Annotated in this window: 21 protein-coding genes and 2 tRNA genes; 5 read left to right on the plus strand and 18 right to left on the minus strand. The window is 69.9% G+C overall.

The genetic code is table 11. The annotated features are described in order from the left end of the window. Window positions 1-23: 23 nt before the first annotated feature. From ACSEEN_RS08360 to ACSEEN_RS08385, 6 genes are all read right to left on the minus strand, one after another. Window positions 24-1,469, minus strand: coding sequence for a catalase (locus ACSEEN_RS08360; RefSeq protein WP_440712906.1), 1,446 nt, complete (start codon window positions 1,467-1,469; stop codon window positions 24-26). A 114-nt stretch (window positions 1,470-1,583) separates the two neighbouring features. Continuing rightward, window positions 1,584-2,279 carry a M24 family metallopeptidase gene (locus tag ACSEEN_RS08365; RefSeq protein WP_440712907.1) on the minus strand — a complete coding sequence of 232 codons (696 nt, stop codon included), beginning with the start codon at window positions 2,277-2,279 and terminating at the stop codon, window positions 1,584-1,586. Window positions 2,280-2,316: 37 nt separating this feature from the next. Continuing rightward, a complete protein-coding gene (locus ACSEEN_RS08370) occupies window positions 2,317-2,703 on the minus strand; it encodes a DUF1304 domain-containing protein (RefSeq protein ID WP_440712968.1) in 387 nt (128 codons plus the stop codon). A gap of 177 nt (window positions 2,704-2,880) precedes the next feature. Next, window positions 2,881-2,969 (minus strand) — tRNA-Ser (locus tag ACSEEN_RS08375). A gap of 160 nt (window positions 2,970-3,129) precedes the next feature. Next, entirely contained in the window at window positions 3,130-4,317 is a 1,188-nt protein-coding gene (locus tag ACSEEN_RS08380) for an AI-2E family transporter (protein WP_440712908.1), read from the minus strand. Window positions 4,318-4,403: 86 nt separating this feature from the next. Continuing rightward, window positions 4,404-5,489: an HtaA domain-containing protein gene (locus tag ACSEEN_RS08385; protein WP_440712909.1), complete on the minus strand. Its 1,086-nt coding sequence runs from the start codon at window positions 5,487-5,489 to the stop codon at window positions 4,404-4,406. A 108-nt stretch (window positions 5,490-5,597) separates the two neighbouring features. On the opposite strand from ACSEEN_RS08385, the gene ACSEEN_RS08390 reads away from it, so the two are divergent. Continuing rightward, window positions 5,598-5,981: a VOC family protein gene (locus ACSEEN_RS08390; protein ID WP_440712910.1), complete on the plus strand. Its 384-nt coding sequence runs from the start codon at window positions 5,598-5,600 to the stop codon at window positions 5,979-5,981. Beyond that, the gene (locus tag ACSEEN_RS08395) at window positions 5,978-6,736 is read left to right on the plus strand and encodes a helix-turn-helix domain-containing protein (protein ID WP_440712911.1); all 759 of its coding nucleotides are present in this window, start codon (window positions 5,978-5,980) and stop codon (window positions 6,734-6,736) included. Before ACSEEN_RS08390 ends, ACSEEN_RS08395 begins: the two co-directional genes overlap by 4 nt. Before the next feature lie 108 nt (window positions 6,737-6,844). On the opposite strand, the gene ACSEEN_RS08400 is transcribed toward ACSEEN_RS08395, so the two are convergent. The 4 genes from ACSEEN_RS08400 to ACSEEN_RS08415 form a co-directional block, all read right to left on the minus strand. Next, a complete protein-coding gene (locus tag ACSEEN_RS08400; protein ID WP_440712912.1) occupies window positions 6,845-7,978 on the minus strand; it encodes a DNA polymerase domain-containing protein in 1,134 nt (377 codons plus the stop codon). Continuing rightward, a complete protein-coding gene (locus ACSEEN_RS08405) occupies window positions 7,978-9,093 on the minus strand; it encodes an ATP-dependent DNA ligase (protein WP_440712913.1) in 1,116 nt (371 codons plus the stop codon). Before ACSEEN_RS08405 ends, ACSEEN_RS08400 begins: the two co-directional genes overlap by 1 nt. 121 nt (window positions 9,094-9,214) lie before the next feature. Next, on the minus strand, window positions 9,215-11,119 hold the full coding sequence (locus ACSEEN_RS08410; protein ID WP_440712914.1) for a hypothetical protein: 1,905 nt from the start codon (window positions 11,117-11,119) through the stop codon (window positions 9,215-9,217). Between the two features lie 123 nt (window positions 11,120-11,242). Next, entirely contained in the window at window positions 11,243-13,024 is a 1,782-nt protein-coding gene (locus ACSEEN_RS08415; RefSeq protein WP_440712915.1) for an ATP-binding cassette domain-containing protein, read from the minus strand. 44 nt (window positions 13,025-13,068) lie between these two features. Between ACSEEN_RS08415 and gluQRS the strand changes: the two genes are divergently transcribed. Then, a complete protein-coding gene (gluQRS, locus tag ACSEEN_RS08420; RefSeq protein ID WP_440712916.1) occupies window positions 13,069-13,980 on the plus strand; it encodes a tRNA glutamyl-Q(34) synthetase GluQRS in 912 nt (303 codons plus the stop codon). Window positions 13,981-14,097: 117 nt separating this feature from the next. On the opposite strand, the gene ACSEEN_RS08425 is transcribed toward gluQRS, so the two are convergent. Next, a complete protein-coding gene (locus tag ACSEEN_RS08425; RefSeq protein ID WP_440712917.1) occupies window positions 14,098-15,885 on the minus strand; it encodes a protein kinase family protein in 1,788 nt (595 codons plus the stop codon). Between the two features lie 195 nt (window positions 15,886-16,080). Next, window positions 16,081-17,328 carry a tRNA guanosine(34) transglycosylase Tgt gene (gene tgt, locus ACSEEN_RS08430; protein ID WP_440712918.1) on the minus strand — a complete coding sequence of 416 codons (1,248 nt, stop codon included), beginning with the start codon at window positions 17,326-17,328 and terminating at the stop codon, window positions 16,081-16,083. A 50-nt stretch (window positions 17,329-17,378) separates the two neighbouring features. Here tgt and ACSEEN_RS08435 point away from each other — a divergent pair, with 50 nt between their 5' ends. Then, complete coding sequence (locus tag ACSEEN_RS08435; RefSeq protein WP_247865851.1) at window positions 17,379-17,804, plus strand: hypothetical protein; 426 nt, start codon at window positions 17,379-17,381, stop codon at window positions 17,802-17,804. 44 nt (window positions 17,805-17,848) lie between these two features. Here the strand turns inward: ACSEEN_RS08435 and ACSEEN_RS08440 are convergent, their stop codons facing one another. Both ACSEEN_RS08440 and ACSEEN_RS08445 read right to left on the minus strand, forming a co-directional pair. Further along, window positions 17,849-18,358: a hypothetical protein gene (locus ACSEEN_RS08440; protein ID WP_440712919.1), complete on the minus strand. Its 510-nt coding sequence runs from the start codon at window positions 18,356-18,358 to the stop codon at window positions 17,849-17,851. A 287-nt stretch (window positions 18,359-18,645) separates the two neighbouring features. Further along, complete coding sequence (locus ACSEEN_RS08445) at window positions 18,646-19,962, minus strand: UDP-N-acetylmuramoyl-tripeptide--D-alanyl-D-alanine ligase (protein WP_440712920.1); 1,317 nt, start codon at window positions 19,960-19,962, stop codon at window positions 18,646-18,648. Between the two features lie 38 nt (window positions 19,963-20,000). Here ACSEEN_RS08445 and ACSEEN_RS08450 point away from each other — a divergent pair, with 38 nt between their 5' ends. After that, the gene (locus ACSEEN_RS08450) at window positions 20,001-21,077 is read left to right on the plus strand and encodes a D-alanine--D-alanine ligase family protein (RefSeq protein ID WP_440712921.1); all 1,077 of its coding nucleotides are present in this window, start codon (window positions 20,001-20,003) and stop codon (window positions 21,075-21,077) included. Between the two features lie 407 nt (window positions 21,078-21,484). On the opposite strand, the gene ACSEEN_RS08455 is transcribed toward ACSEEN_RS08450, so the two are convergent. The 4 genes from ACSEEN_RS08455 to ACSEEN_RS08470 all read right to left on the minus strand — a co-directional run bounded on the left by ACSEEN_RS08455 (window position 21,485) and on the right by ACSEEN_RS08470 (window position 23,028). Continuing rightward, window positions 21,485-21,572, minus strand: a tRNA-Ser gene (locus tag ACSEEN_RS08455). A 122-nt stretch (window positions 21,573-21,694) separates the two neighbouring features. Beyond that, the gene (locus ACSEEN_RS08460; protein WP_247865843.1) at window positions 21,695-21,964 is read right to left on the minus strand and encodes a hypothetical protein; all 270 of its coding nucleotides are present in this window, start codon (window positions 21,962-21,964) and stop codon (window positions 21,695-21,697) included. A gap of 52 nt (window positions 21,965-22,016) precedes the next feature. Then, window positions 22,017-22,499, minus strand: a complete 483-nt coding sequence (locus tag ACSEEN_RS08465) for a nucleoside deaminase (RefSeq protein ID WP_298440748.1) — start codon at window positions 22,497-22,499, stop codon at window positions 22,017-22,019. 13 nt (window positions 22,500-22,512) lie between these two features. Next, window positions 22,513-23,028, minus strand: coding sequence for a tRNA adenosine deaminase-associated protein (locus ACSEEN_RS08470; protein ID WP_247865841.1), 516 nt, complete (start codon window positions 23,026-23,028; stop codon window positions 22,513-22,515). Window positions 23,029-23,045 lie beyond the last annotated feature (17 nt).

Genomic DNA, 23,045 nt, shown 5'->3' on the forward strand with positions numbered 1-23,045 from the left:
CGGCCATTCGGACCACGGCGGGCTCAGCCGGCCCGCACGGCGGCCTCGATGCGCGCACCGAGGTCCGCGTCGATGTTCTTCCAGTACTCGAAGGCGCGGGCCAGGACCGGCTCGGTCACCCCGGCGAGGAGATGGCCCGCCGTGTTCGACACCAGTCGTTCGCGGGCGGCGTCGTCGAGCACGTCCCGGACCAGCGTTCCGGCCTGACCCCAGTCATCGTCGTCGCGGTGAGGTTCGTAGGCGCTGCGCAGGATCTCGCCGTCGGCGGCCCACTGCGGTTCCGGCCGGCCCGGATAGTCGGCGACCGGGCCGCCCTTCGAGTTGGGGGCGTACACCGGGTCGTGCACCGGGTCGATCCGCATCGCACCGTCCTTGGAGTAGGAGTGCACCTCGCTGCGCGGCCGGTTGACCGGGATCTGCTGGTAGTTGGCGCCGATCCGGGCGCGGTGGGCGTCCGGATAGGAGAAGACGCGGCCCAGGAGCATCTTGTCCGGGCTGAAACCGATCCCGGGCACCACGTTGCTCGGCGCGAATGCAGCCTGCTCGATCTGCGTGTGATGGTCCACCGGGTTGGTGTGCAGCGTCATCCGGCCGACCTCGACCAGCGGATAGTCGCCGTGCGGCCACACCTTGGTCAGGTCGAACGGGTTGAACCGGTACGTCTTCGCGTCGTCGAACGGCATCAGCTGCACGTGCAGCATCCAGCTCGGATGATCCCCGGCCGCGATCGACTCGAACAGATCCCGCGTGTAGTGGTCGGGATCGGTCATCGTGAACTTCGCGGCCTCGTCGTCGGTGAGACATTCGACGCCCTGGTCGGTCTTGAAGTGGTACTTGACCCAATGCTTGACGCCGTCCGCGTTGACCCACAGGTAGGTGTGCGAGCTGTACCCGTTCATGTGCCGCCACGTGGACGGGGTGCCACGATCACCCATCAGCCAGGTCACCTGGTGCGCACTCTCCGGCGAGAGCGTCCAGAAATCCCACTGCATGTCGTGATCGCGGAGGTTGTTGTCGGCGCGGCGCTTCTGCGACCGGATGAAGTGCTGGAACTTCAGCGGATCCCGGATGAAGAAGACCGGCGTGTTGTTGCCTACCATGTCGTAGTTGCCCTGGTCGGTGTAGAACTTCAGGGCGAAGCCACGCGGGTCGCGCCAGGTGTCGGGACTCCCCCGCTCGCCCGCGACCGACGAGAACCGCGCCACCATCTCGGTCTTCCGGCCGGGCTGGAGGAAGTCCGCACAGGTGAACGCGGAGACGTCGTGCGTGGTCTCGAAGGTGCCGAAGGCACCGCTGCCCTTCGCGTGCGGCTGGCGTTCCGGGATGCGTTCCCGGTTGAACTGCGCCATCTGCTCGATCAGATAGTGGTCGTGCAAGACGATCGGACCGCTCGGCCCGACGGTGAGCGAATACTCGTCGCTGCCCGCGGGCGCTCCGGCGTCGTTGGTCGTGAACGGACGTTCCGACATGGCTAGCCACCTCCCGATGGTCGGCTCTGACGGGGCTGTGGAGAGGACCCGGAGCCGGCAGGCCCCCTGCATCGCACCCTACGCGCGGCGGCGGAGTCCGGCAGAAGGGCGAAATCAGATGTCGAGGAGCTCTTCGTGGAAGCCGCCGAACGAGCGAGTCGGGTCGACGAGGTGCACCTCGAGGATCCAGTGGCAGACGCGACCCTGCGTGTCGAGCCGCCGCATCGGGAGGTGTGAGCCGGGCGCCACGTAACTGTCGATCTCGCGGCCGTCGATCTTCTCGTGCGGGAACTCGCCGACGAAGTGGCCCGCGATCGCACCGCCGAAGTGCCATCCGGCGTCCTCGCTGATCGCGACGACGTAGTCGAACAGTTCCTCGCCGGTGATGTCCGGGGTCGCGTGGAAGTGGTCGCAGGCACGCCGCCACAGGACGGGGAGGTCGCGGCGGATCGCGAGCTTCACCGGGTCGTCGCCGAGGACGTAGGTGCGGCCGAAATCGGCTTCCCAGTCCTCGAAGATCGGCCCGAAGTCCGCGAACGCGATGTCGTCGGCGGCGATGACACGGTCCGGCGGATTCTCCCGCGCGGTGTTCAGCGTGTTGGGGCCGGCGCGGACGATCCGCTTGTGCCAGTGCTTGGTGAGCCCGAACATGTCGTTCGCGAGATCCCGGATCTCGTCGGACACCGCCCGCTCCCCGATTCCCGCGCGGATCAGTCCGCGCGCGGCGATCTCGTCGAAGAGCCGTTCGGCCTTGGCCTGCGCATCGCGCAGACCGGCGACGCGTGCCGCTTCGTCGGTGGGCGAGGACATGTCTTCAGGCTAGTCGCCGGACTGTCGAGCGCGAGCCCTACAGCGCGAGCCCGACGGCGAGCACGAGCAGCGCCAGCAACGGAAGCCCGCCCTGCCGGATCGCCGCACCTCTGTGTTCGGCGGACGACAGAAACAGTACCGCCGCCGCGGCCGCCATCGATCCGACGCCGGTGAACACCAGCGTCGCGCCGATCGCCTGCTCACCGCACCCGGCGACGATGATGCCAGTGGACACCGCGAGTGCCAGGAACAGGTTGTAGAAACCCTGGTTAAAGGCCAGCGACTTGGTCGACGCCGCTTCCTCCGCCGTGGTGCCGAAGACCTTCCGCGCCTGCGGCCCCTCCCACACGATCGATTCCAGATAGAAGATGAAGACGTGCAGTCCGGCGGCGAGCGCGGCCAGGACATAGCCGATGACGATCAGAAAGGTCATGGGCGACATCATCGCGTATAACGAGGGCGCTGGGCTCGAGAGGCGGAGGACTGGACTCGAGAGGCGGAGGATAGGGGACTCCGTCGCTCCGCTCCTCCTCGAATCGCTGTGCTCGCAGATACGTCGCTGGGGCCCCACCTTCGTTCCTCAGGTGGGGGCCCAGCGACGTGGCGGAGGATAGGGGATTCGAACCCCTGAGGGCTGTTAACCCAACCCGCGTTCCAGGCGAGCGCCATAGGCCACTAGGCGAATCCTCCAGGCGTAACGATGGTAGCCGCTGGTCGCGCACGACCCAAACCGGCCACCCGAGCGACGATGCGCGGGGAGCGTCGGGCCGGCGACTTCGCTGTGGCCCACTCGGCAGAGTTGGCCACAGCGAACCAGCTGGGCGACGCCTGCTGAATCAGTGGGCGGGAACTACGACGGGGCGGGGGCGTCGTCGTTCGACGGGCCGGGGCCGCGGTGCAATCTGGCCCTGATCCACGCGGACAGCTTGCTGTCGTTCTCGGGCGGCGGTTCCTGACCGGGCCGCCACGAGCAGGCCGTCACCGCGAACGCGACGGTCGGCACCGCGATCAGGCCACCCACGATCCCGGCGAGCATGATGCCGATCGCGATCACCAGGATCACCGCGACGGGGTGCAGTTTGACCGAGTGGCCGAGAATGAACGGCTGCAACACGTGCCCCTCGAAGGCCATCACGAAGATCAGCAGGCCGATGACGATGAGCGCGTTGACCCAGCCCTGGGTGGTGAGGGCGACCAGCACGGCCAGCGTGCCCGCCGCGAATGAACCCACGATTGGGATGAATGACCCCAGAAAGATGATCACGACCAACGGCAACACCATCGGCACCCCGAGAATCGCCAGGCCGATGCCGATCACGCCCGCGTCGACGGCGGCGACGAAGACCGTGGCGCGGGTGTAGGCTTCCAGGCTGCCGAAGCCGGCGATTCCGCTGCCGCGGACCTGTTCACGACTTCCGGCCGGCACCATCCGGGTGACGTAGTTCCACATGGCGCGGCCGTCGTACAGGAAGAAGATCAGCAGGAAGATTGTGAGCGCCGCCCCGGTGAGCACCCGGCTGCCGAAGGCCGCCGTGCCCAGCGCGTGGTTGGCGAGCGTGGCCTCGTGCGACTTGGCCCAGCCGGTGATCTCCTCGGCGAGCGCGCGGATGTGGGCGTCGTCGAGGTGCAGGGGGCTGTCGACCAGCCATTGCCGCGTCTGGTCGACGGTCTTGGTGAACTCCGACAGCAGTTGCGGCCCGCCGGACACCCCCTGCTGCACGGCGAAGGCCAGCAGGCCGAGCACCACGACGATGGTGAGCACGACCGCGGTCAGCACCGCCACCACGCGGGGCACGCCCTTGCGGTGCGCCCAGTCCACCGGCTGGCGCAAGAACGCGGTGAACAGCAGCGCGAGGGCGACCGGGAAGAGGACGTCCTCGAACCGCTTGAACAGCCAGCCGAGGACGACGACACCGACGCCGATCACCAGCAGCCGCCACGTCCAGGCCGCCGTGGCGCGCACGCCCGGGGAGACCTTGGCGTCGTCCTCCTCGCGGATCGTCAGGATGCGATCCCGCCACTTGCTCTCATCGCTCACGAGTCGAGCCTAAACCGCGTCGCGACGGACCCGGCGAATCGCCGCCCGCCCGCACCGAAGACGGCACAACCTGACGGCTCGGCGGCTCAGAACAGCAGATTCACCGGCGACGCCGCACCGTGCGAGAGCAGTCCGAGCAGCGCCGGGGTGACCCCGGGCCGGAAGGTCGCGGCGATGCCGGTGACGTTCTCGCCGCGGCTCAGCCGGGCGAGCTGGGCCGCATCGAGACGCAGATCGGCGACGTCGATCCGGCGCAGCGCATCGGTGCCGTTCTGGTCGGTGGTCGACGTCCGCATGCTGAGCACCGCCCGGCCCCCGGTGACCCGGATGATCGGGTCGGCCAGCGCGATCTCGTACAGGTGGAAGCGGGTGTACGCGACCACCGTGCCGGTGTAGCGCAGTTCGCCGCGGCCGTTCCGGACGGTGTTCGACGTCAGCTCGTACGACAGCACACCGCGCTTGTCGACGGCCGCCCCCTTCTTGCCGACGACGGCGCCCTGCGTGCGCTGCGCGAACGTCGAGTAGAAGTTCGGCGAGTACGCCCAGACGAGATTGCGCACGGCCGGCTTCGGGGTGTTGGGGCCCGGCGCGGTGGAGTAGTTGATCGGGACGAAGCGCTCCTGCGTGGCGTTGACCGCGTCGGCCGCACCGTAGGTGTAGATGCCCCAGCGGCCGTTCGCGGGCGCGTCCTTCGGGGTGGTCAGCGTGATCTTCGCGGTGAAGGTGCCGTCCCGATGCAGCGGGACGGCCTGCTGGCGCACCGTGCGGCGCAGGTCGAACGGAGTGTTGGGGATGCGGCCGAGCGCGTCGTCGGAGATGGCCCACTTGGTCTGCGAGCGGTCCAGGGCGCGAGACGACTCCGGCGCCCCCTGCGACGGCCGCCAGTGCGGGCTGAACTTTCCGAAGGCGACGAAGGTGCCGTGCGGAACGCCCGGCGGCACCGGGACGGGCAGCCCGGAGGTGTTGGCGTTCGGGTCGAACCCGGTGCCCTTGACCACGACCGTGTCGCCCGGCTGCAGGAGTGTGTTCCCCACCGGGGTCACACCGTCGGCGAGATACACCGTGATGGCGGACGCTTTCGGGGCGGCGTGCGCGGGGGCGCCCAGCACGACTCCCGCGACGGCGGTGCACAGCGCGAGCAGGCTGACGAGGACGAACCGAGCGAGCTTCATGAGGGCAGCCTAACCGATGTTATGAAGGAGCGAACAGGGGCCTTGGTCCGGTAAATCCGCTGCCGATTTCTTCAAGATCCGGGCGGCCGGGCCCGGAACACTGGAGGCATGACCACACGAATCGATCACAGCATCTGGCCCGGTATCCCCTGCGACGACCCGCTCGCCGTGCGCGACTGGCTCACCCGCCTCGGCTTCGTCCCCGGCATCCTGGTCGAGGGCGACGGCGACCGGCCGGTCCACCATTCGGAGATGCTCTGGCCCGAGGGCGGACGCGTCATGATCCACTCGGCCGCCCCCGACCTGCCCGCCACCCGCGGGTCGGGCAACGTCTACGTCGTCGTCGACGACCCCGACGCGGTCTACGCGCGGGCCGTCGAACTCGGTGCGACGCTGGTGCGCGACCTCAAGGACGAGGACTATGGATCCCGGGGGTTCACCGTGGCCGACGCCGAGGGGAACGCATGGAGTTTCGGGACGTACGCGGGTTGAGCGGTCTCACGATCACCCCGTACCGGATCGTGGGCGGGCGGCCCGGCACCCACGCCGGGCTGCCGTCGCCCACCGTCACCCTGGTGATCGATCTCGGCACCGGCCTCACCCTCTCGACCGACGACGATGCGCCGCGTACCTTCCGCGCGGCGCTCGGCGGCATGCACCTGCGACCGGTCACCATCCATCACGACGGCACCCAGGTCGGCGTGCAGCTGGATTTGGCCCCGGCCGCCGTGCGCACCCTGTTCGGCCTCCCGCCCGGCGAACTCTTCGGCCGCAACCTGGCACTCGCCGACCTCGCTCCCGGCCTGGCCGGCCGCCTGTACGACGACCTCGGTGCCGCCGAACCGGACACCCGTGCGGCACGCTGCGCCGCTCTGCTGACGGCGGCACCCCGGTACCGGGCTCCCGCCGACGACGACGCCGCGCGGATCTGGCAGTTCCTTGCCCGCCGTCGTGGGCGGGTGACCGTCGCCGAACTGGTCGACCGCTCGGGCTGGTCCGCCCGCAAACTCTCCGCCCTGTTCGCCGCCGAATACGGCATGGGTCTCAAGCAGGCGGCCCGGCTCTTCCGCTTCGATCACGCACGGCGACGGCTCGAGACCGGTACGCCGATCGCCGAGGTGGCCGCCGACTGCGGCTACGCCGACCAGGCGCACCTCACCCGCGAGGTCCACGACTTCACCGGCCTGCCACCCGCGGCGTTCCTCGCCGCGCGGGCCGCCGAGTTCGCGGGTGCGACCCGATCCTGACCGTACTATGGCGCACAGGCATGGCGTAGTGGCACCGACGAGGAGAAACACGTCAAGCATCCGCCGGTCGGGCACGCCTGCGCTAGCGCTTGCGGCCACCCCGGCGACTCACTCGATCCGATTGCCCTCGGCGTCCCAATGCTCGGCGACCTTCTTACTCGGCTGCACGCGCGGCGGTTCGCCGGGCATCTTCGGATAGCTCGGCGGGTACGGCATGTCGCCCAGGCCGGCGGCGTCATCGCGCTGCACCATCTCCAGCAGCACCTCGATGCCGACACGGCAGGCGTCGATGTCCGCCCACGGATCGCCGCGCCGCGCGAGAAGTTCCGGGACCGTCGACACGGTGAAGTCCGCCGGCTCGGTATCGGCGAGCTCATCCCAGGTCAGCGGGGTGGAGACCTGTGCGCGCGGGGTCTTGCGGACCGAATAGGGCGAAGCCATGCTGCGGTCGCGCGCGTTCTGATTGAAGTCGATGAACACCCGGTCGCCGCGCTCCTCCTTCCACCACGAGGTGGTGACCGCGGCCGGATCCCGCCGCTCCAGCTCCCGGGCCAGCGCGATCACCGCGCGCCGGGTCGCGATGAAGTCCCAGCCCGGCTCGATCGGGATGTACACGTGCACGCCGCGCCTGCCGGAGGTCTTCGGGAAGCCGGGGAGGCCGAGTTCGTCGAGCAGCGGCCGGAGCAGCTCGAGCGCCACCCGCCGGGCGTCGGCGTAGGTGGTGTCGCCGGACGGATCGAGGTCGAGCCGGAGCTGGTCGGGATGGTCGTTGTCGGGGGACGGTGACAGATCGCCCGCTCGCTTCGCTCCCGGCGCGAGCGACGACATGTCACCCGCTCGCTTCGCTCCCGGCGCGAGCGTCGGCCACGTGTGGAAAGTCAGCGTTCCGAGGTTCGCCGCCCACACCGCGTCGGCCGGAATCCGCGGGCAGAACGCCTGCCCGGTGCGCTTGGACGGGAACACCACCTCGGTCGATTCGACGTGCGCGGGGTGGTACTTGGTCAGGTGCTTCTGATAGATCTGGTCGCCGTCGACACCGTCCGGGTAGCGCTCCAGGTACGTCGGGCGACCGGCGATCGCGGTCATCAGCGCACCCTGCAGGGCCACGGTCCGGTAGTACTCGACCAGGTCGCGCTTGCGACCGCCCGCCTCGCCCAGTTCCGGGAAATAGATCTTGTCGGGATTGCTCAGCTTCACCTCGACGCCGTCGACGTCCAGCATCTCCGGTTTCGGCTTCGGCATCAGGATCCCTCCAGCACGTCGTACACGTCGTAGGTCAGCGGAACCTCGAGCTGGTCGTAGGTGCACGACGACGGCTCGCGATCGGGGCGCCAGCGCAGGAACTTGACGGTGTGCCGGAACCTGTCGTTCTCCATCTGGTCGTACGCCACCTCGACCACCAGTTCTCGCCGGATCGGGATCCACTCCCCCGTCGCCGACGAGCGCCAGCGATTGACCTCACCCGGCGCCACCGTGTCGGGATCGAGCCGGAGCTTCTCGAATCGTTCTTGCAGCTCGACCCGTTTCGTGTCGGAGAAGGCACTGGAACCGCCCACCATCCGGATGTTGCCCGCCTCGTCATAGAGGCCCAGCAGCATGGAACCGAGGCCGGTCCCGCTCTTGTGCACGCGGTAGCCGAGAACCACGCAGTCGGCCGTCCGCTTGTGCTTGATCTTGAGCATCTCGCGTTTGCCCGGGACATAGCGGCCGTCGAGCCGCTTGGCGACCACCCCGTCGAGGCCTGCCCCCTCGAACGCGGTGAACCAGTCCTGGGCCTGGCGCGCGTCGTGCGTGACGCGGCTGACGCGCAGGCGGCCGGCGGCGCCGATCGCCTGACGCAGGGCGTCGCGGCGTGCGGCGAAGGGCTCCCCCATCAGATCGCGCGCGCCGAGGGCGAGCGCGTCGAAGCCGATGAACATCGCCGGTGTCTCATCCGCGAGTTTGGCGATCCGGGATGCCGCGGGGTGGATCCGCTGAGAGAGCGAGTCCCAGTCGAGGCGCCACACCTCACCGCCGGCCGAGTTCGTCGCGCCGGTCGAGTTCGTCGCACCGGTCGAGCTCGTCGCGCCGGTTGAGCCTGTCGAAACCACCCGCGGCACGCAGACCTCACCGTCGACCACCACCCGCTCGGGCAGTTCCGTCTTCGCGGCCTCGACCAGCTCCGGAAAGTACCTGGCCAGGTCCTTACCGCCGCGCGAGGAGATCTCGACCTCGTCGCCGTCGCGGAAGATCAACGCGCGGAAGCCGTCCCACTTCGGCTCGTACGACCACTCCGGCTCTCCGTCCGGCTGCGGCGGCACGGCCGTGACCGCCTTGGCGAGCATCGGCGCGACGGGCGGGTTCACCGGGAGATCCACCCCTCCATCCTCATGGAGGGCCCGCGATTGCACAACGCGCCTCGGCGGTGCCCGGCGCGAAAGTGTCGTATCTGTTGGTCGGCGACCAACAGATACGACGCTCATGGCGCCCGTCGGCCGCTCAGCGGCGGGTCACCTCGATGGTCGCCGCGCCGTCGTCCCCGAAGGCGTACCGGCTGAGGGCGATCTTCGCGGTCTCGGTGGTCGTCGGGGTGAAGGTGAACGATCGGGTGCCGGACCCATACGACGAGCCCTCGTCCGGGCTGACGCGGCCCTTCGACGTGAACACCTCGAAGTTCAGGTAGGTCCGCGACGGCACGCCCCGCAACTCGATGGTCACCGGCCGGCCCGACTGCACATCCAGCTCGATCACCTGGACGGCGGTGTCCAGGGATCCAGCGTCGCGGGCCGGGAAGGTGACCGACACCGAGTTCTTGCCGACCAGGCTGGCGTCGGCCTTGGCCTTCATGGCCATCTCCGGGATCCGGAACTCGAAGCCCAGAAGCCGGTACAGCTGGTCGTCGGTCGAGTTCTTGACCGTGTAGAGGGTGCTCCCCACCATGGTCTGTACCGGATCGATGTGCCATCCCACGCTGTCGCGGGTCGCGACCACACCGTTCTGCCCGGCGAGGACACCCGTGCCCACGGCGACGACGGCGCCGGGCGCGTCGCCTCCGCAGAACTTCTCGGATTCCCCGTCGACGGTGACGCAGCCTTCGTTGATCACACCCGAGGCGCGCTCACCGTTCGCGACGGCCTCGAACTTCAGGTGGTCGACGTTGACGAAGGTCACGCCGTCGTGCACCTCCGACGAGTACCTCCCGTCGGAGAACGTCAGGCGCTGGATCTCCTCGAGTCCGGTATCCGACTGCAGGAATGATCGGTACGTCGCAGCCATCTGGCCGTAGTACGTCGGCAACGTGGCGATCAGCGGGTCGAGCGAGTTCTGGTCCACCGTCTTCGACAGTGCCGCCACGAAGCCCGCGGCCGCGTCCTCCGGGCTGCCGAATCGCTCCGGGGTCACCGGTTTGGCGTGGTAGTCGGCCTTGTACCCGCCGTCGTCGAGCATCGCGTGCTCGATGGCGGTGTAGGCGGGGCTGACATACCAGCGATCCCCCTGCTTCACCGTCATCACGAACGGGTCGATCCGCGCGCCGTCGCGGCCGTAGGTCTGCAGGTCGTGCACGTCGATCGTGCCGTGACCCGATTCGAGGTCGTCCCCGAAGAGATCCTTGAGGCCCGGGTTGGCGGTGCCCGGGTCGAACCGGACATCGATGGTGCCGTCGGTGAAGGTGACCCGGGCCAGATCGCCGCGGAGGTCGTCGACCTTGGTCCGCACATTCGCGGTGGTGATCGTGACGCCCGCGAGCAGGCCGTCGTGTCCACCGCCCTTCTGCACACCGACGTCCTGGGCCCGCTGTTGCAGGGCGTCCACGATCTCGCCCAGCGATCCGGCTTCGGCAGGCGCGATGAGTTTGGCGACGGCGGAGGTGTCGCGCCGGGTGGCCGCGGCGAGCATGTCGAGCGCGGCGGTATCGGCCGAACTCGCGCCCTTCCGCTCGTTGGAACCGCCCATCATCACGAGGGTGGTCACCAGCGCGGCGACCACCGCGACCACGACCACCAGGCTGCTGGCGATGATCCAGTTGCGTTTGCGGGTGCTGCCCGGCGCGGCGGGCGGCGGCCCCTGGTGGAACGGGTCCTGCGGCGGAAACTGCTGGCCGGGCGGCGGGTAGTTCGGGGGAAACTGCTGCCCCGGCGGTGGGAACGACTGTCCCGGCGGCGGGAACGGCATGCCCGGCTGGGATACCGGATGGGTGCCGGGAGGACCGGCCGGCGGAGGCGGCGCGTACTGACCGGTCCCAGGCGGCGGGAACTGACCGGTGCCCGGCGGCGGGAACTGACCGGTGCCCGGCGGCGGGAACTGACCGGTGCCCGGCGGCGGATACTGGCCCGGGAACTGGGCGGCGCCGGGCGGCGGGAACTGGCCGGGGCCCGGCTGGTTCTGATTCGTCTCGTCGGCCATCGCGACCCTCCCAGTACGCGGCGCCCGGGGTGCCGGGCGCAAGATGCGACGAACCTAGCACATCGCCTGTACGCTCCCGCGACGGAAAGCCGCTGCTCTAGCCCATGTCCTTGTGTCGCGACACTAGCGCCGGATCTCGCGGATGTTCATCACCGCGAGAGCAGCCACCAGGAACACCGACGTGTAGAGCAGCGACAGGAAGATTCCCCACAGCACCGAGGTGGGGTCGAACACGAGCCGGCTCGCCGCAACCCAGGCGTCGTAGTTCCGGGTCGGCAGCCACCCCCGGCTGGTCCCGAACGAACTGAACGCGCCCAGCAGGTGGCTGCCGATGGTGAGGGCGATCGTCGCCGTCGCGGCGACCGACGCGTTGTCCCCGGCGAGCACCGACAGCAGGAGTGCGAGCGCCGCGACCCAGCTGAGATACACCAGGATGTAGCCGACCATCATGGCGAGCCGGACGTAGATCTGCGCGCCCGTCACGCCGGGTCCGGCGACCGGCAGCAGCGTCCCGGAACCGAAGAACGCCCACCCGACCAGATAGCTCACCGCAGCGTAGACCAGGACCCCGACCGCCACCAGCGCCGCGAGCGCGGCGGCCTTGACCAGCACCAGCCTGCTGCGCGGGACCGGCACGGTCGCCAGCACCCGCAGATACCGCCAGGCCGATTCGCGGGCGATCGAATCCCCGAACAGGTACGCCACCGCGACGACGAGGAACAGCTGGGAACCCAGGAACAGGGTGACCACGGTGAAATTCGCGGCGCCGGCCGTCGCCAGCCGGCCCAGCACGTCGCCCTCGATCAGGAAGTCCGTGGTGCCCATCCGCAGAACGACGGCCAGGACCAGCGGAATCAGGCAGGCCGCCGCCAGCAGCACCCAGGTGCCGCGGCGTTGCAGTTGCCGGGCGATCTCGGTCCGCGTACTCAGGACCGGTCGCGGCGAGCGGGCGCCACCCGGCGCCACCGCATGGTCGATCGCGGGCAGGCTGGTCGCCGATGCATCGAGCGCGGGTCTCCCGGACGCCGGCGTCGACGGCGCCCGGCCGCTCGCGCGATAGACCGTGGTCAACCGGTCGGGCGAGCCGGAGTCGCCACCGGCGGGTGCGGGCACGGCGTCGAGCGGCCCGGACCAGGCGACCCTGCCCTCGCGGATCACCAGCGCGTCGGTGCACAGGACGGCGAGCTCGGGCAGCTGATGCGTGGAGACGACGATGGTGCGGCCGGTGGCCGAGTACCGGCCGAGAGCCGCGGTCAGGTCCGCGATCTGATCGGGGTCGAGACCGTTCGTCGGTTCGTCGAGGATCAGCAGTTCGGGGAGACCGAGCATGGCCTGGGCCAGGGCGAGTCGCTGTCGCAGCCCCATGCTGTACGTGCCCGCCCGGTGGTCGGCGACCGCGCCGAGTCCGGTCAGTTCGATCACCGTCTCCACGTGCGCGTCAGCCGGATCCCGGCCGCTGATCCGCCACAGCGACACCAGGTTCTGGCGTCCGGTCAGGTGGGGCACCACGCCGGGCTCGTCGATCGTGATGCCGGCCCGCGCGAGGACCGGTGCGCCCGGGGTGACCGGGACACCGAAGATCGACGCCTGCCCGGCGTCGGCGTCGGCGAGCCCGGCGAGTATGCGCAGCAAGGTGGTCTTCCCCGCCCCGTTGGGACCGAGTAACGCCAGCACCCGCCCCGGCGGAAGCTCGAAGCTCAGGTCGTCGAGCACGACGCGGTCCCCGTACCTCTTGGTCAGCCGCAGCGCGGACACCGCCGGCCCGCCCACGACCCGCACGCCCGCCGAACGCCGTCGGCGCACCACTAGCACGACGATCGCGGCGGCCACCCACGCCAGGATCAGCAGCGCGGTGCCGATCACCGGGATCAGTTGCGCGGCGCCGATCGGCCCGAAGGTGAACATGGTCGCTGACGGTATCAACACCGCCGGTGTCCTACGGTGTTGTCATGCCCGCCGGCCGCTTCGCCCCCTCACCGTCCGGCGACCTGCACGTCGGCAATCTGCGCACCGCGCTGCTGGCCTGGCTCTTCGCCCGGTCGACCGGCCGGGACTTCCTGATCCGGATGGAAGACCTGGACGGCCGGACCCGGCCCGGCGCCGCGCAGCGGCAACTGGCCGACCTCGCCGCGCTCGGGCTGGACTGGTCCGAGCCGGTGGTGGCGCAGTCCGATCGGCTCGGCGTCTACCGGTCGATGGTGGACGGGCTGGTGGCCGCCGGGGAGACCTTCGAGTGCTTCTGCACACGCCGCGAGATCCAGGACGCGCCGACCGCACCGCACGCCCCGCCCGGCGCCTACCCGGGCACGTGCCGGGATCTGACGCAGGTGCAGCGGGCGCAGCGACGGCGCGAACGTCCCGCCGCGATCCGCCTCCGCACGCACCTGCCGCGGTTCACCGTGCACGACACGCTCCACGGCGAGTTCACCGGCGACGTCGACGACTTCGTGCTGCTCCGCGGCGACGGCACCCCCGCGTACAACCTGGCGGTGGTCGTGGACGACGACGCCTTCGGCATCGACCAGGTGGTGCGCGGTGACGATCTGCTCTCGTCGGCGCCGCGCCAGGCGTATCTCGCGCAACGGCTGGGCTATCCGGTTCCGGAGTACGCCCACGTCCCGATGGTGCTCAGCCCTTCGACAGGCTCAGGGGGCGAACCGGCTCGCCTCTCGAAACGGGATGGCGCGATCACCTTGGCCCAGCTCGCCGAACACGGTTACGACGCCCCCCGGGTGCTCGGTCTGATGGCGGAGTCGCTGAATCTGGCCGGGCCGGGCGAGCCGGTGACCGCCGAGCTGCTGCTGAAGCGCTTCGATCCGGCGTCGCTCCCCCGAGAGCCCTGGATCTTCACCGGGGTCTGACCCGGCCGAAGGCTTGGCTTCGACATGCTCCTCGGCCGGCGCCTCGAAACTGCCCGGCCGGCCGCCGACGTGACCGGAGCACGTCGATCCGCCGCCCCGGCGGCGAGAGACCTGAGGTCAGCGGGGCCAGTCGAGGGCGCGCGGCAGCCACGGATCCCCGTAGTGGCCGGGCAGTCGGCCCCAGCACATCAGATCCTCCGCCATGGCGCAGGCGTAGCTCCCATAGCTGTCGACGGCGATGGCCGTCGCCCCGGTGACCCCTTTGACGTCGACCGGCAGCCCTGACCGCGACGTATCACCGGTGCCCAGTTGTCCTTCGCTGTTGTCGCCCGCGCACTTCACGGTGCCCTCGGCCGTGATCGCGCACAGCAACGGCGAACCGACGGTCTCGAAGGTCGTCGTGCCGGGAACCTGGTCACCCTGTACCGATTTCGTGGTGACCGCGAGGTCGGTGATCCGGCCGAACCCGGGGATCTTGGTCGGCCGCGGGTATGACCTGGTCAGGCTCAGCTTGTCGCCGACGAGACCGGCTATGTTCCCCCAGCAGTACGGCTCGGAGTCGCTGACAGCACAGGTCACTCCGTTTCGGGTCTGGATTCTGGTCACGTTCCCGAGGCCGTCGACCTTGGTGGGCTGGATGCGCGAGTCGCCGCGGGCGTCGCCCGCCTGTCCCTGCTCGTTGCGGCCCCAGCACCAGACGGCGTGATCGGCCAGCGCGCAGCCGGTGTCCCAGCTCGCCGAGAGGTCTGAGACTCCGGACAGCCCCGGAATCTTGGTCGGCTTCGCCCCCTCCAGGCCGCTCAGCGCGGGGGACCAGTCACCGAGATCGCCCCAGCAGTACACCTCCCCGGCATTGATCGCACACGGCGATCCGCCGTTGCCTGCCACCACCGTCGCCTCGTTCATGCCCGGCACGGCCTGCGGCGTGTCGGTCATGGCCTCACTGGTGCTACCCGTCCCGAGCTGGCCTGCCGAGTTGCCACCCCAGCAGTAGACCTGCCCGGCGGCCACCGCGCAGGGTGTCGCGGAGGTATCCAGCGAACTCACCGACTTCAGCGATTCCTTCACGACCGGACGGTCGTTGTCGTCGGTGCAGGCCAGCGGGCCGTCCTTGTGCGCAGCGCAGATCGTCGTCAGATCACCGGAGATCACCGCGCGCGACGGGGCCGCCGCGGTGCCAGCGGTGCCGCCGCCGGATCGAGTCAGCACGAAGGCGGTGATACCGACGACCACCAGCACGACGGCGATCAGTGCTCCGACGAGCAGCGGTACCTTGGACCGCCGCCGCGCCTCCGGTGCCGCGGGCGCACCCGGGTGCTGCGCCGGAGTGCCGGGCACCGCGGCAGGCACGCCCGCGATCGCGGCCCGCAGCGCCGCCGTGAACGACCTGCTGTCCGGAAAACGCTCCGCCGGATTCTTCGCCAGCGCGCGGTAGAAGACCGGGTCCGCGGCCGGCGGCAGCTGCGGATTCCGGACGGCGGCCGAGGGGATCGGGTCTTGCCCGTGGGCCAGCACGATCGCCGTCGACGACGACCCCGCATACGGTGGCGTGCCGGTGAGCAGTGCGAACGCGGTGGCGGCCAGCGAATACTGATCCGAGCGCGGATCGAGCGGCTGGCCGCGCAGTTGTTCCGGGGACGCGAAGACGACGGCGTCCAGCGAGCCCTCCGCCGTATCGGGCGGCGGCGAGACCAGCGTGGCACGACCGGCCGCGTCGACCGTGATGTTCTCCGGCCGCACCGCCCGGTAGACGTCCCCGCGCGACCCGGCGCCGTCGAGCGCCTGGGCGACCTCCCCGAGCATTCGCGCGATCTCGGGCGGCGGCAATGGCTGCGATCGGGCGAGATCGGCGAGGGTGCGTGGGACGTCTCCGGCGGACCCGTCGCCGGACTGAGGGCTGCTCACGCGGGGAATCGTACGCCCAGGGGCGGACGCTACTGCCTGCAAACGACGGGTTGTTCGGCACGGCTTGTTCGGCACAGCGCGCCGCCGTCCACGCGCAGAGTGCCGAATCAGGCTTCACTGCGAGGTCCGATTCGGCAGTTGCGGGGCTTCGACGGGGCTCAGCCGGCGGACGGGCTCGGCCTGGCGAAAGCGGACTCAGCCGTTCCGGCGCGTTCCCGCGTAGTACCGGCGCAAGAACTCGTCGCGGTACTCGAAGTAGGTGCCGTCCTCGATGGCCTGCCGGGCACGGTCGACCAGGGTCACCGTGAAGCTCAGGTTGTGCAGCGTCGCCAGCGTGGACGCCAGCCCCTCCTTCGCCCGGAACAGATGGTGCAGGTAGGCGCGGGTGTACTGCGTCGAGTAGTTGTCGAGTTCGGCGTCGAGCGGCGAGAAGTCGTTGCGGTACTTGGCGTTGGTGATGTTGTAGCGGCCGTCGAAGGAATAGATGGCACCGTTGCGGGCCACGCGGGTCGGCGAGACGCAGTCGAAGGTGTCGGCGCCGTTCTCGATCGCGGTGAAGATGTCGTCGGGCTCGCTGATGCCGAGGAGGTGGCGCGGGGCGTCGTCGGGCAACTCGTCGGTGACCCAGCCGACGATGGTGCCGAGGTTCGCCTTCTCCAGCGCACCGCCGATGCCGTAGCCGCCGAAGCCCTTGCCGCCGTTGTCGCGGTCGATCCGGGACAGTTCGACGAGGTCGCGCGTCGCCTTACGGCGCAGATCCTCGTACTGCGCCCCCTGCACGACTCCCCAGAGCGCCTGCTGCGGCCGATGCGAACGCTCGACGGACAGCCGGTTGTGCTCGGCCAGGCAGCGGATCGCCCACTGCCGGGTACGTTCCAGCGACTCCTCCTGATACCCGCGGGTGTTCATCAGGGTGGTCAGTTCGTCGAACGCGAAGATGATGTCCGCGCCGAGCTGGTGCTGGATCCGCATGGACACCTCGGGGGTGAACCGATGCCGCGACCCGTCCAGGTGTGACTTGAACGTCACTCCGTCGTCGTCGACGTTGGCGAGTCGTTCCTTGCCGGGCGCGATGGCGGCGTCGTCCTGGCTCCCCTCGACGTCCATCGAGATGACCTTCTTGAAGCCGACGCCGAGGCTCATCACCTGGAAGCCGCCGCTGTCGGTGTAGGTGGGGCCCGGCCAGTTCATGAATCGGCCCAGGCCACCGGCCTGATCGATGATCTCCGGCCCCGGCTGCAGGTACAGGTGGTAGGCGTTCGCGAGCACAGCCTGCGCGCCCAGTGCGGCCACCGATTCGGGCGTCACGGTCTTGACGCTGGCCTTGGTGCCGACCGGGATGAACGCCGGCGTGTGGATCTCCCCGTGCGGGGTGACGATGGTGCCGGTCCGCCCCGCGGTCCCGTCGAGAGTGGCGCGCCGGACGAATTCACTGGTGGTCACCCGGGCGATTCTCCCATAGCGTGGAATCCATGACTTCGACCCTGCGACCGATGACGAAGCTGACCGCCGCCGCGATGTTCGCGTGCGCACTGGGCCTGGCGGTGACCGGCTGCGGCGACCAGAAGGAGGCCACCGCCACCTCCGGCACGGTGACCGCTCCGGCCGACAGCAGTATCCCGGTGGTCGGCGGTGTGAGCCCGCAGAGCCAGGCCCCCGCCTCGGAGGACACCTCCGCCGCCGCGGACGAGAAGAACTGCGGCATGACCGGCGGCCCCGACGGCGCCCTCCATGTCCGGCTCGCCGCCGGCGACGTGACCTGCAAGACCGCGATGTCGATCGCGAAGGACTACAGCCCGCTGATCGCCACCGGTAAGCCGCAAACGGTGTCCGGCTGGAACTGCGGTCCGTCGAGCGAGGAGAACGAACTGGCCCGCTGCACCAAGGACGGGCAGGCGATCGCGTTCACGGTCAACTGACGACGAGAACGGTCCCCGGCCCCGCGGCAGCGGGAGGATCGTCGTCACTTCATTCCGGACAGCGGGAGCGTCGGCCCCCAGCCCGAGCAGGGGGTGTTCCGGTCCATCACCGGAGTCCACTCCCCCGCCTTGCCCTTCGCGATGAGCTCATCCGTCGCGATCTCCTTCGGCAGGATCCCGACGTACAGCGCGTAACTTCCGTCCGCGGCGTTCCGCGTGGTGCACGCCGCGACGATGCGATAGTCGCCGGTGTAGTCGGTGAACTCCGTTCCCCGATCCGGCACCAGCGGCTTCGTCAGATTGAGCTGTTCGGTGGAGAACGCGACGTCGCCGAAATTCCGGACCCTGCCGTCGCCCACTCGAGTCCCTCGGTACTTCTCGGTGAACATCCGCTTGTTCGCCATGTTCGCGGCGAGACCGACGAGCTCCCGCGGCGGCAGATCATCGAGCGACGTCAGGTAGACACTCCCGTCCGGCACATCCGGTGCAGGCCGCGGCTTGGTCGACGACGCCTGCCGGCCGTCGTCGCCGCCACAGGCGACGAGAGTCGCCATCGAAACGAATGCGATCGTCACCGCTAGGCCGCGTCGCGCGGGATGCTCTGGCAATGCACTCCCCGTCCTTCCTTGCCCCGCTGTTCAGGTGATCCACCTGACCGCACTGCCGGCCAGGTCCCTGGAACAGTAGGAAGAAGAACGTGCGTGCCGGGCGCCCAACCCGACGGGATCCGGCGTTTCCGCACGTAGATTCGTTGCACGAGAATTCCGGTCCAGAATCCTCTCACCCGGCGACCTGCGGATATGCCGAACGCCGCCGACCCACCCGCACGGGGCGGCCGCCGTCAGCCGAGGGCTTGCGCGACCCGTTCGAGCGCGGCCACCCGGCTGCCCTTGACCAGGACGGCGTCGCCCTCGGTGAGGTCGCCCAGCGCGGCGACCGCCGCGTCGACGTCCGCGACATGCGTCACGCCGTCGCCGTAGGCGGGCTCGTCGACGGCGATCACCGCGACGCCCAGGTCGTGCGCCAGTGCGGCCACCTCGCGATGGGCGGCGGGGCCGTCGTCGCCGAGTTCGGCCATGGTGCCCAGAACGGCGAAACGCCGTCGTGCGTCGAGGCGCGCCAGCGATCCGAGCGCGGCGGCCATCGACGTGGGGTTGGCGTTGTAGGCGTCGTTGATGACGACGACGCCCGCGCCGGTGGTGGCCAGTTCCATGCGCAGGCCGGAGAGTCGTGCGCCGGCCAGCCCGGCGGCGATCGCGTCGACCGGAACGCCGAGTCCGCCGCCGGCCGCCGCCGCGGCGAGCGCGTTGGGGACCTGGTGTTCGCCGCGGGCACCGAGGGCGACCGCCGCGGCGCCCCACGGGGTGATCAGGTCGAAGCGGGGGCGCAGCTGGTCGTCGAGCACGATGTTCTCCGCGCGGACGTCGGCGCCCGGGGCCAGGCCGTAGGTCAGCACGCGCGCCTGGGTGCGTGCGTCCATGGCGGCGACGATCTCGTGGTCGGCGTTGAGGATCGCCAGGCCGTCGGCGGGCAGCGACTCGACCAGCTCGCCCTTCGCCCGGGCGACGTCGTCGAGCGAACCGAACATCTCCAGGTGGACGCCCTCGACGCGGGTGAGGACGCCGACGGTGGGCGACGCGATCTCGCACAGCAGCGCGATGTGCCCCACGCCGCGGGCCCCCATCTCGAGGACGACGGCCTCGGTATCGTCGGGCGCGCCGAGCAGGGTCAGCGGCAGGCCGAGCTCGTTGTTGAAGCTCTTCTCGCTGGCCGCGGTGCGGTAGGTGGTCTCCAGGACGCCGGCCAGGAGGTCTTTGGTGGAGGTCTTGCCGACCGATCCGGTGACGCCCACCACGCGGTCGGGCAGGCGTCGTCGTGCCTCGCGGCCGAGCGCGGCGAGCGCCGTGAAGGTGTCGTCGACCTGGATCGCGGTGGCCGGCAGCGCGAGATCGGGTGCCCGATCGGTCAGATAGGCGCTCGCCCCGGCCGCGACGGCGGCGGGGATGAAGTCGTGTCCGTCGCGCTCGGCGACGATCGGCACGAACAGCTGACCGGCACGCAGCGCCCGCGAGTCGATGCCCGCCGAGTCGACCTGGACGTCGGGACCGTGGAGGGTGCCGCCGGTCGCGGCGGCGATCTGACTGGCGAGAAGGTGCACGCGGCACACGGTACCCGCAGCCACGTATCCTCACACCCATGAGTTCTCCCCTCCTGCGGCTGGTGGTCCTCTACGGCGGCGTCTCCGCCGAGCACGACGTGTCGCGGGTGACCGCGGCGCACGTCCTGGCCGCCGCCGATCGTGGCCGCTACACGCTGGTGCCGGTCGGCATCGCGAAGGACGGCAGCTGGCATCGCAACGACTTCGCGGCCGCCGCGCTCGCTGCGGGCGACGACATCGGCAACAGCCTCGACATCGAGGGACCGGTGGTCGATCCGGTCGAGGTCATCACCGGTGCGAGCGACGTGACCACCGTCGTCTTCCCGCTGTTGCACGGACCGCACGGCGAGGACGGCACGGTCCAGGGCATGCTCGAACTGCACAAGGTGCCCTATGTCGGCTGCGGCGTGCTGTCGTCGTCGCTGTGCATGGACAAGGGCATGGCCAAGGAGGTCGCCGCCCGCGCCGGAATCCCGCAGTGCCGGTGGGTGACGCTGCGCCACGGCGTCGACGACCCGCGGGCCGGGGCCGCCCGGGCGATCGACGAACTCGGCCTCCCGGTGTTCGTGAAGCCGGCCAACATGGGTTCATCGGTCGGCGTCTCGCGGGCCGGCACGGCCGAGGAACTGGACCGCGCGATCACCGAGGCGCTGCGATACGACGACGTCGTGGTGATCGAGGAGGCGGTGACCGCCCGGGAGATCGAGGTGGGGGTGCTCGGCAACGGCGTCCCGGAGACCACGCTCCCCGGCGAGATCCGGCCCGGCAGCGACTTCTACGACTACACGGACAAGTACGTGACCGGCGCCGCCCAGCTGATGATCCCCGCTGACCTGCCCGATGCGGCGATCGCGCAGGCCCGCGAGCTGGCCGGGCAGGTCTTCGTCGCGCTGCGCTGTGCGGGTATGGCGCGGGTCGACTTCTTCTACGAGGAGGACGGCCGGGGCTGGCTGCTCAACGAGGTGAACACCATTCCCGGATTCACCCCGGCGTCGATGTATCCGAAGATGTGGGAGGCCACCGGCCTCGCCTACCCGGACCTCATCGACCGCCTGGTCGCGCTGGCCCTGGACGTGTACCGCCGACGCAGCAGCTTCTCGATCGAGCACGCCTGAGCCGGGCGGCACCCGCGCTCGACTCCGGCGCCGCGGTCTCGTCCGCCGCCGGCGCATAGCCGGTCACGAAGGACGCCGACGCGAGCACGTCGGTCACCCCCGAATGCTGACCCACGAGGGAAGATTCCCCCCGTGACCTGATATTCGGGGATGGCCGACGCCGCCGCCCGGTAACAGCCGGGCGTTTTGTCGCGATTTTCGAGTTAGGCCGCTACCTCGCGGCCGCTCGACACGAGGAGTCCCGCCATGGCGACCTTCAACGCACTCTCGAACGCTCTCGCCCAGTACATGATGGGCGCCCCGGAACACGTCTGGATGGGCTGGCTGATCGAGGCCGGCCGCACGCTCGGTCTCCCCGTCTGATTGGAAAAGGCCCCTGACCTGCACCGCAGATCAGGGGCCTTGCGCGGTGGCGGAGGGATTTGAACCCCCGGTGCGGGGTTACCGCACACAGCATTTCGAGTGCTGCACCTTCGGCCGCTCGGACACGCCACCGCGAGAAACTGTACCCGAGCACCGGCCCCAGGGTGAAATCCCCTGGTCGAACCCTTCGACGGGACGGATCCTGAGCGTGCGTGGCGGAGCGTGCGACGACACGCGGCCGAGGGGCAGAGGGCTTAGTTTCCGGAGATCTTGTCCTTCAGCTCCGCGGCCTTCTCGGTGGCGGTGTTGATGGCGCCCTGGACCTGCTCGTTCGCGAGCAGCTCGCTCAGCTTGTCCTGCGCGGTGCTGATGGCGCCCTGCACCTGCTCATTGGCAGCCAGCTCGCCGAGCTTGCTCTTGGCGGTCTCGACGACGGCGTTGATCTGCTCGGAGTCGGCCAGGCCGGCGACCTTCTCGCGCACCGAGTCGACGATCTCGTTGATCTTGTCCAGATTGTCGGACATCTGCTTCCCCTTGTCTTGGTGGCCACTGCGCGATCGCGCTGCGGACTCCAATCTATCCGGAGTCCCCGACAACCCGCCGACCTGCGAAGAAATCCGAGACCAACATCGCACACTCGTCGGCCAGCACTCCCCCGCGCACCTGCGGCCGGTGCAGCTGCCGCTGATCGCGCAGCAGGTCCCATCGGGAGCCGACGGCACCGGTCTTGGGTTCCCATGCCCCGAAGACGACGGCGGAGACGCGCGCCAGCCCGATCGCGCCGGCGCACATCGCGCACGGCTCGACGGTGACCGCGAGGGTGCACCCGGTGAGACGCCAGCCGTCGCCGTGGCGTCGGGCCGCCGCGCGCAGCGCCAGGATCTCGGCGTGGGCCGTGGGGTCGCCGTCGGCCTCCCGGCGGTTCGCGGCGCGGGCCAGTTCGGTGCCGTCCGGGCCGAAGACCACCGCGCCGATCGGCACGTCGCCCTCGGGTGTCGCGCGGGCGGCCTCGATCGCGACGCGGATCTGTGCTTGCGCGTCGTGCAGCGGCGCGTTCAACGGAGCGGCGGGATCAGTCGCCGAGATCGTCGAGCACCTCGGTCAGTTCGTCGGCGAACCCGAGACGCGCCGCGATCATGCCGAGTTGTTCGTCCGCGTACAGGTCGGTGTCGCCGACGATGATGCTCATCACGCCGTCGGGCAGGCCCAGGTCCGCGAGCAGACCGAGGTCGCCCTCCTCCCACGGGTCGACCTCGTCGACGTCGTCGGGGTCCAGGTCGGGGACCTCCACGTGGAGCCGGTCGAGCACGTCGGCGGCGATGTCGTAGTCGACGGCAGCGGTCGCATCCGACAGCAGGAGCCGGGGGCCGGTCGGCGTCGGGCGCACGACCACGAAGAATTCGTCGTCGACGTCGAGGAGCCCGAAGACCGCGCCGGACGCCCGCAGCTCGCGCAACTGCAGCTCGGCGTCTTCCAGACTGTCGAGGGCGCTGGGCGCCAGGACACTGACCTTCCAGCCGGTGTCCTCACGCACCACCGCGACCGCATAACCGTCGTATTCGCTGTCCTGCGCCTGCGCGGTGCCCATGCTCGCCACGGTAGCCT

The organism is Gordonia marina, from assembly GCF_052036135.1.
Taxonomy (GTDB): Bacteria; Actinomycetota; Actinomycetes; order Mycobacteriales; family Mycobacteriaceae; genus Gordonia.

Coding starts and splice junctions, on each gene's coding strand:
- ACSEEN_RS08415 (WP_440712915.1), bottom strand. CDS start 13,024: ATGTTCACCTTCGGGCCGATCGGCGCCGCGCAACTGATCCCGGTGATC.
- ACSEEN_RS08385 (WP_440712909.1), bottom strand. CDS start 5,489: ATGAAGCTCGCTCGGTTCGTCCTCGTCAGCCTGCTCGCGCTGTGCACC.
- ACSEEN_RS08450 (WP_440712921.1), top strand. CDS start 20,001: ATGAGTTCTCCCCTCCTGCGGCTGGTGGTCCTCTACGGCGGCGTCTCC.
- ACSEEN_RS08365 (WP_440712907.1), bottom strand. CDS start 2,279: ATGTCCTCGCCCACCGACGAAGCGGCACGCGTCGCCGGTCTGCGCGAT.
- ACSEEN_RS08400 (WP_440712912.1), bottom strand. CDS start 7,978: ATGCCGAAGCCGAAACCGGAGATGCTGGACGTCGACGGCGTCGAGGTG.
- ACSEEN_RS08360 (WP_440712906.1), bottom strand. CDS start 1,469: ATGTCGGAACGTCCGTTCACGACCAACGACGCCGGAGCGCCCGCGGGC.
- ACSEEN_RS08410 (WP_440712914.1), bottom strand. CDS start 11,119: ATGGCCGACGAGACGAATCAGAACCAGCCGGGCCCCGGCCAGTTCCCG.
- ACSEEN_RS08390 (WP_440712910.1), top strand. CDS start 5,598: ATGACCACACGAATCGATCACAGCATCTGGCCCGGTATCCCCTGCGAC.
- ACSEEN_RS08440 (WP_440712919.1), bottom strand. CDS start 18,358: ATGGCGACTCTCGTCGCCTGTGGCGGCGACGACGGCCGGCAGGCGTCG.
- ACSEEN_RS08460 (WP_247865843.1), bottom strand. CDS start 21,964: ATGTCCGACAATCTGGACAAGATCAACGAGATCGTCGACTCGGTGCGC.
- ACSEEN_RS08435 (WP_247865851.1), top strand. CDS start 17,379: ATGACGAAGCTGACCGCCGCCGCGATGTTCGCGTGCGCACTGGGCCTG.
- ACSEEN_RS08470 (WP_247865841.1), bottom strand. CDS start 23,028: ATGGGCACCGCGCAGGCGCAGGACAGCGAATACGACGGTTATGCGGTC.
- gluQRS (WP_440712916.1), top strand. CDS start 13,069: ATGCCCGCCGGCCGCTTCGCCCCCTCACCGTCCGGCGACCTGCACGTC.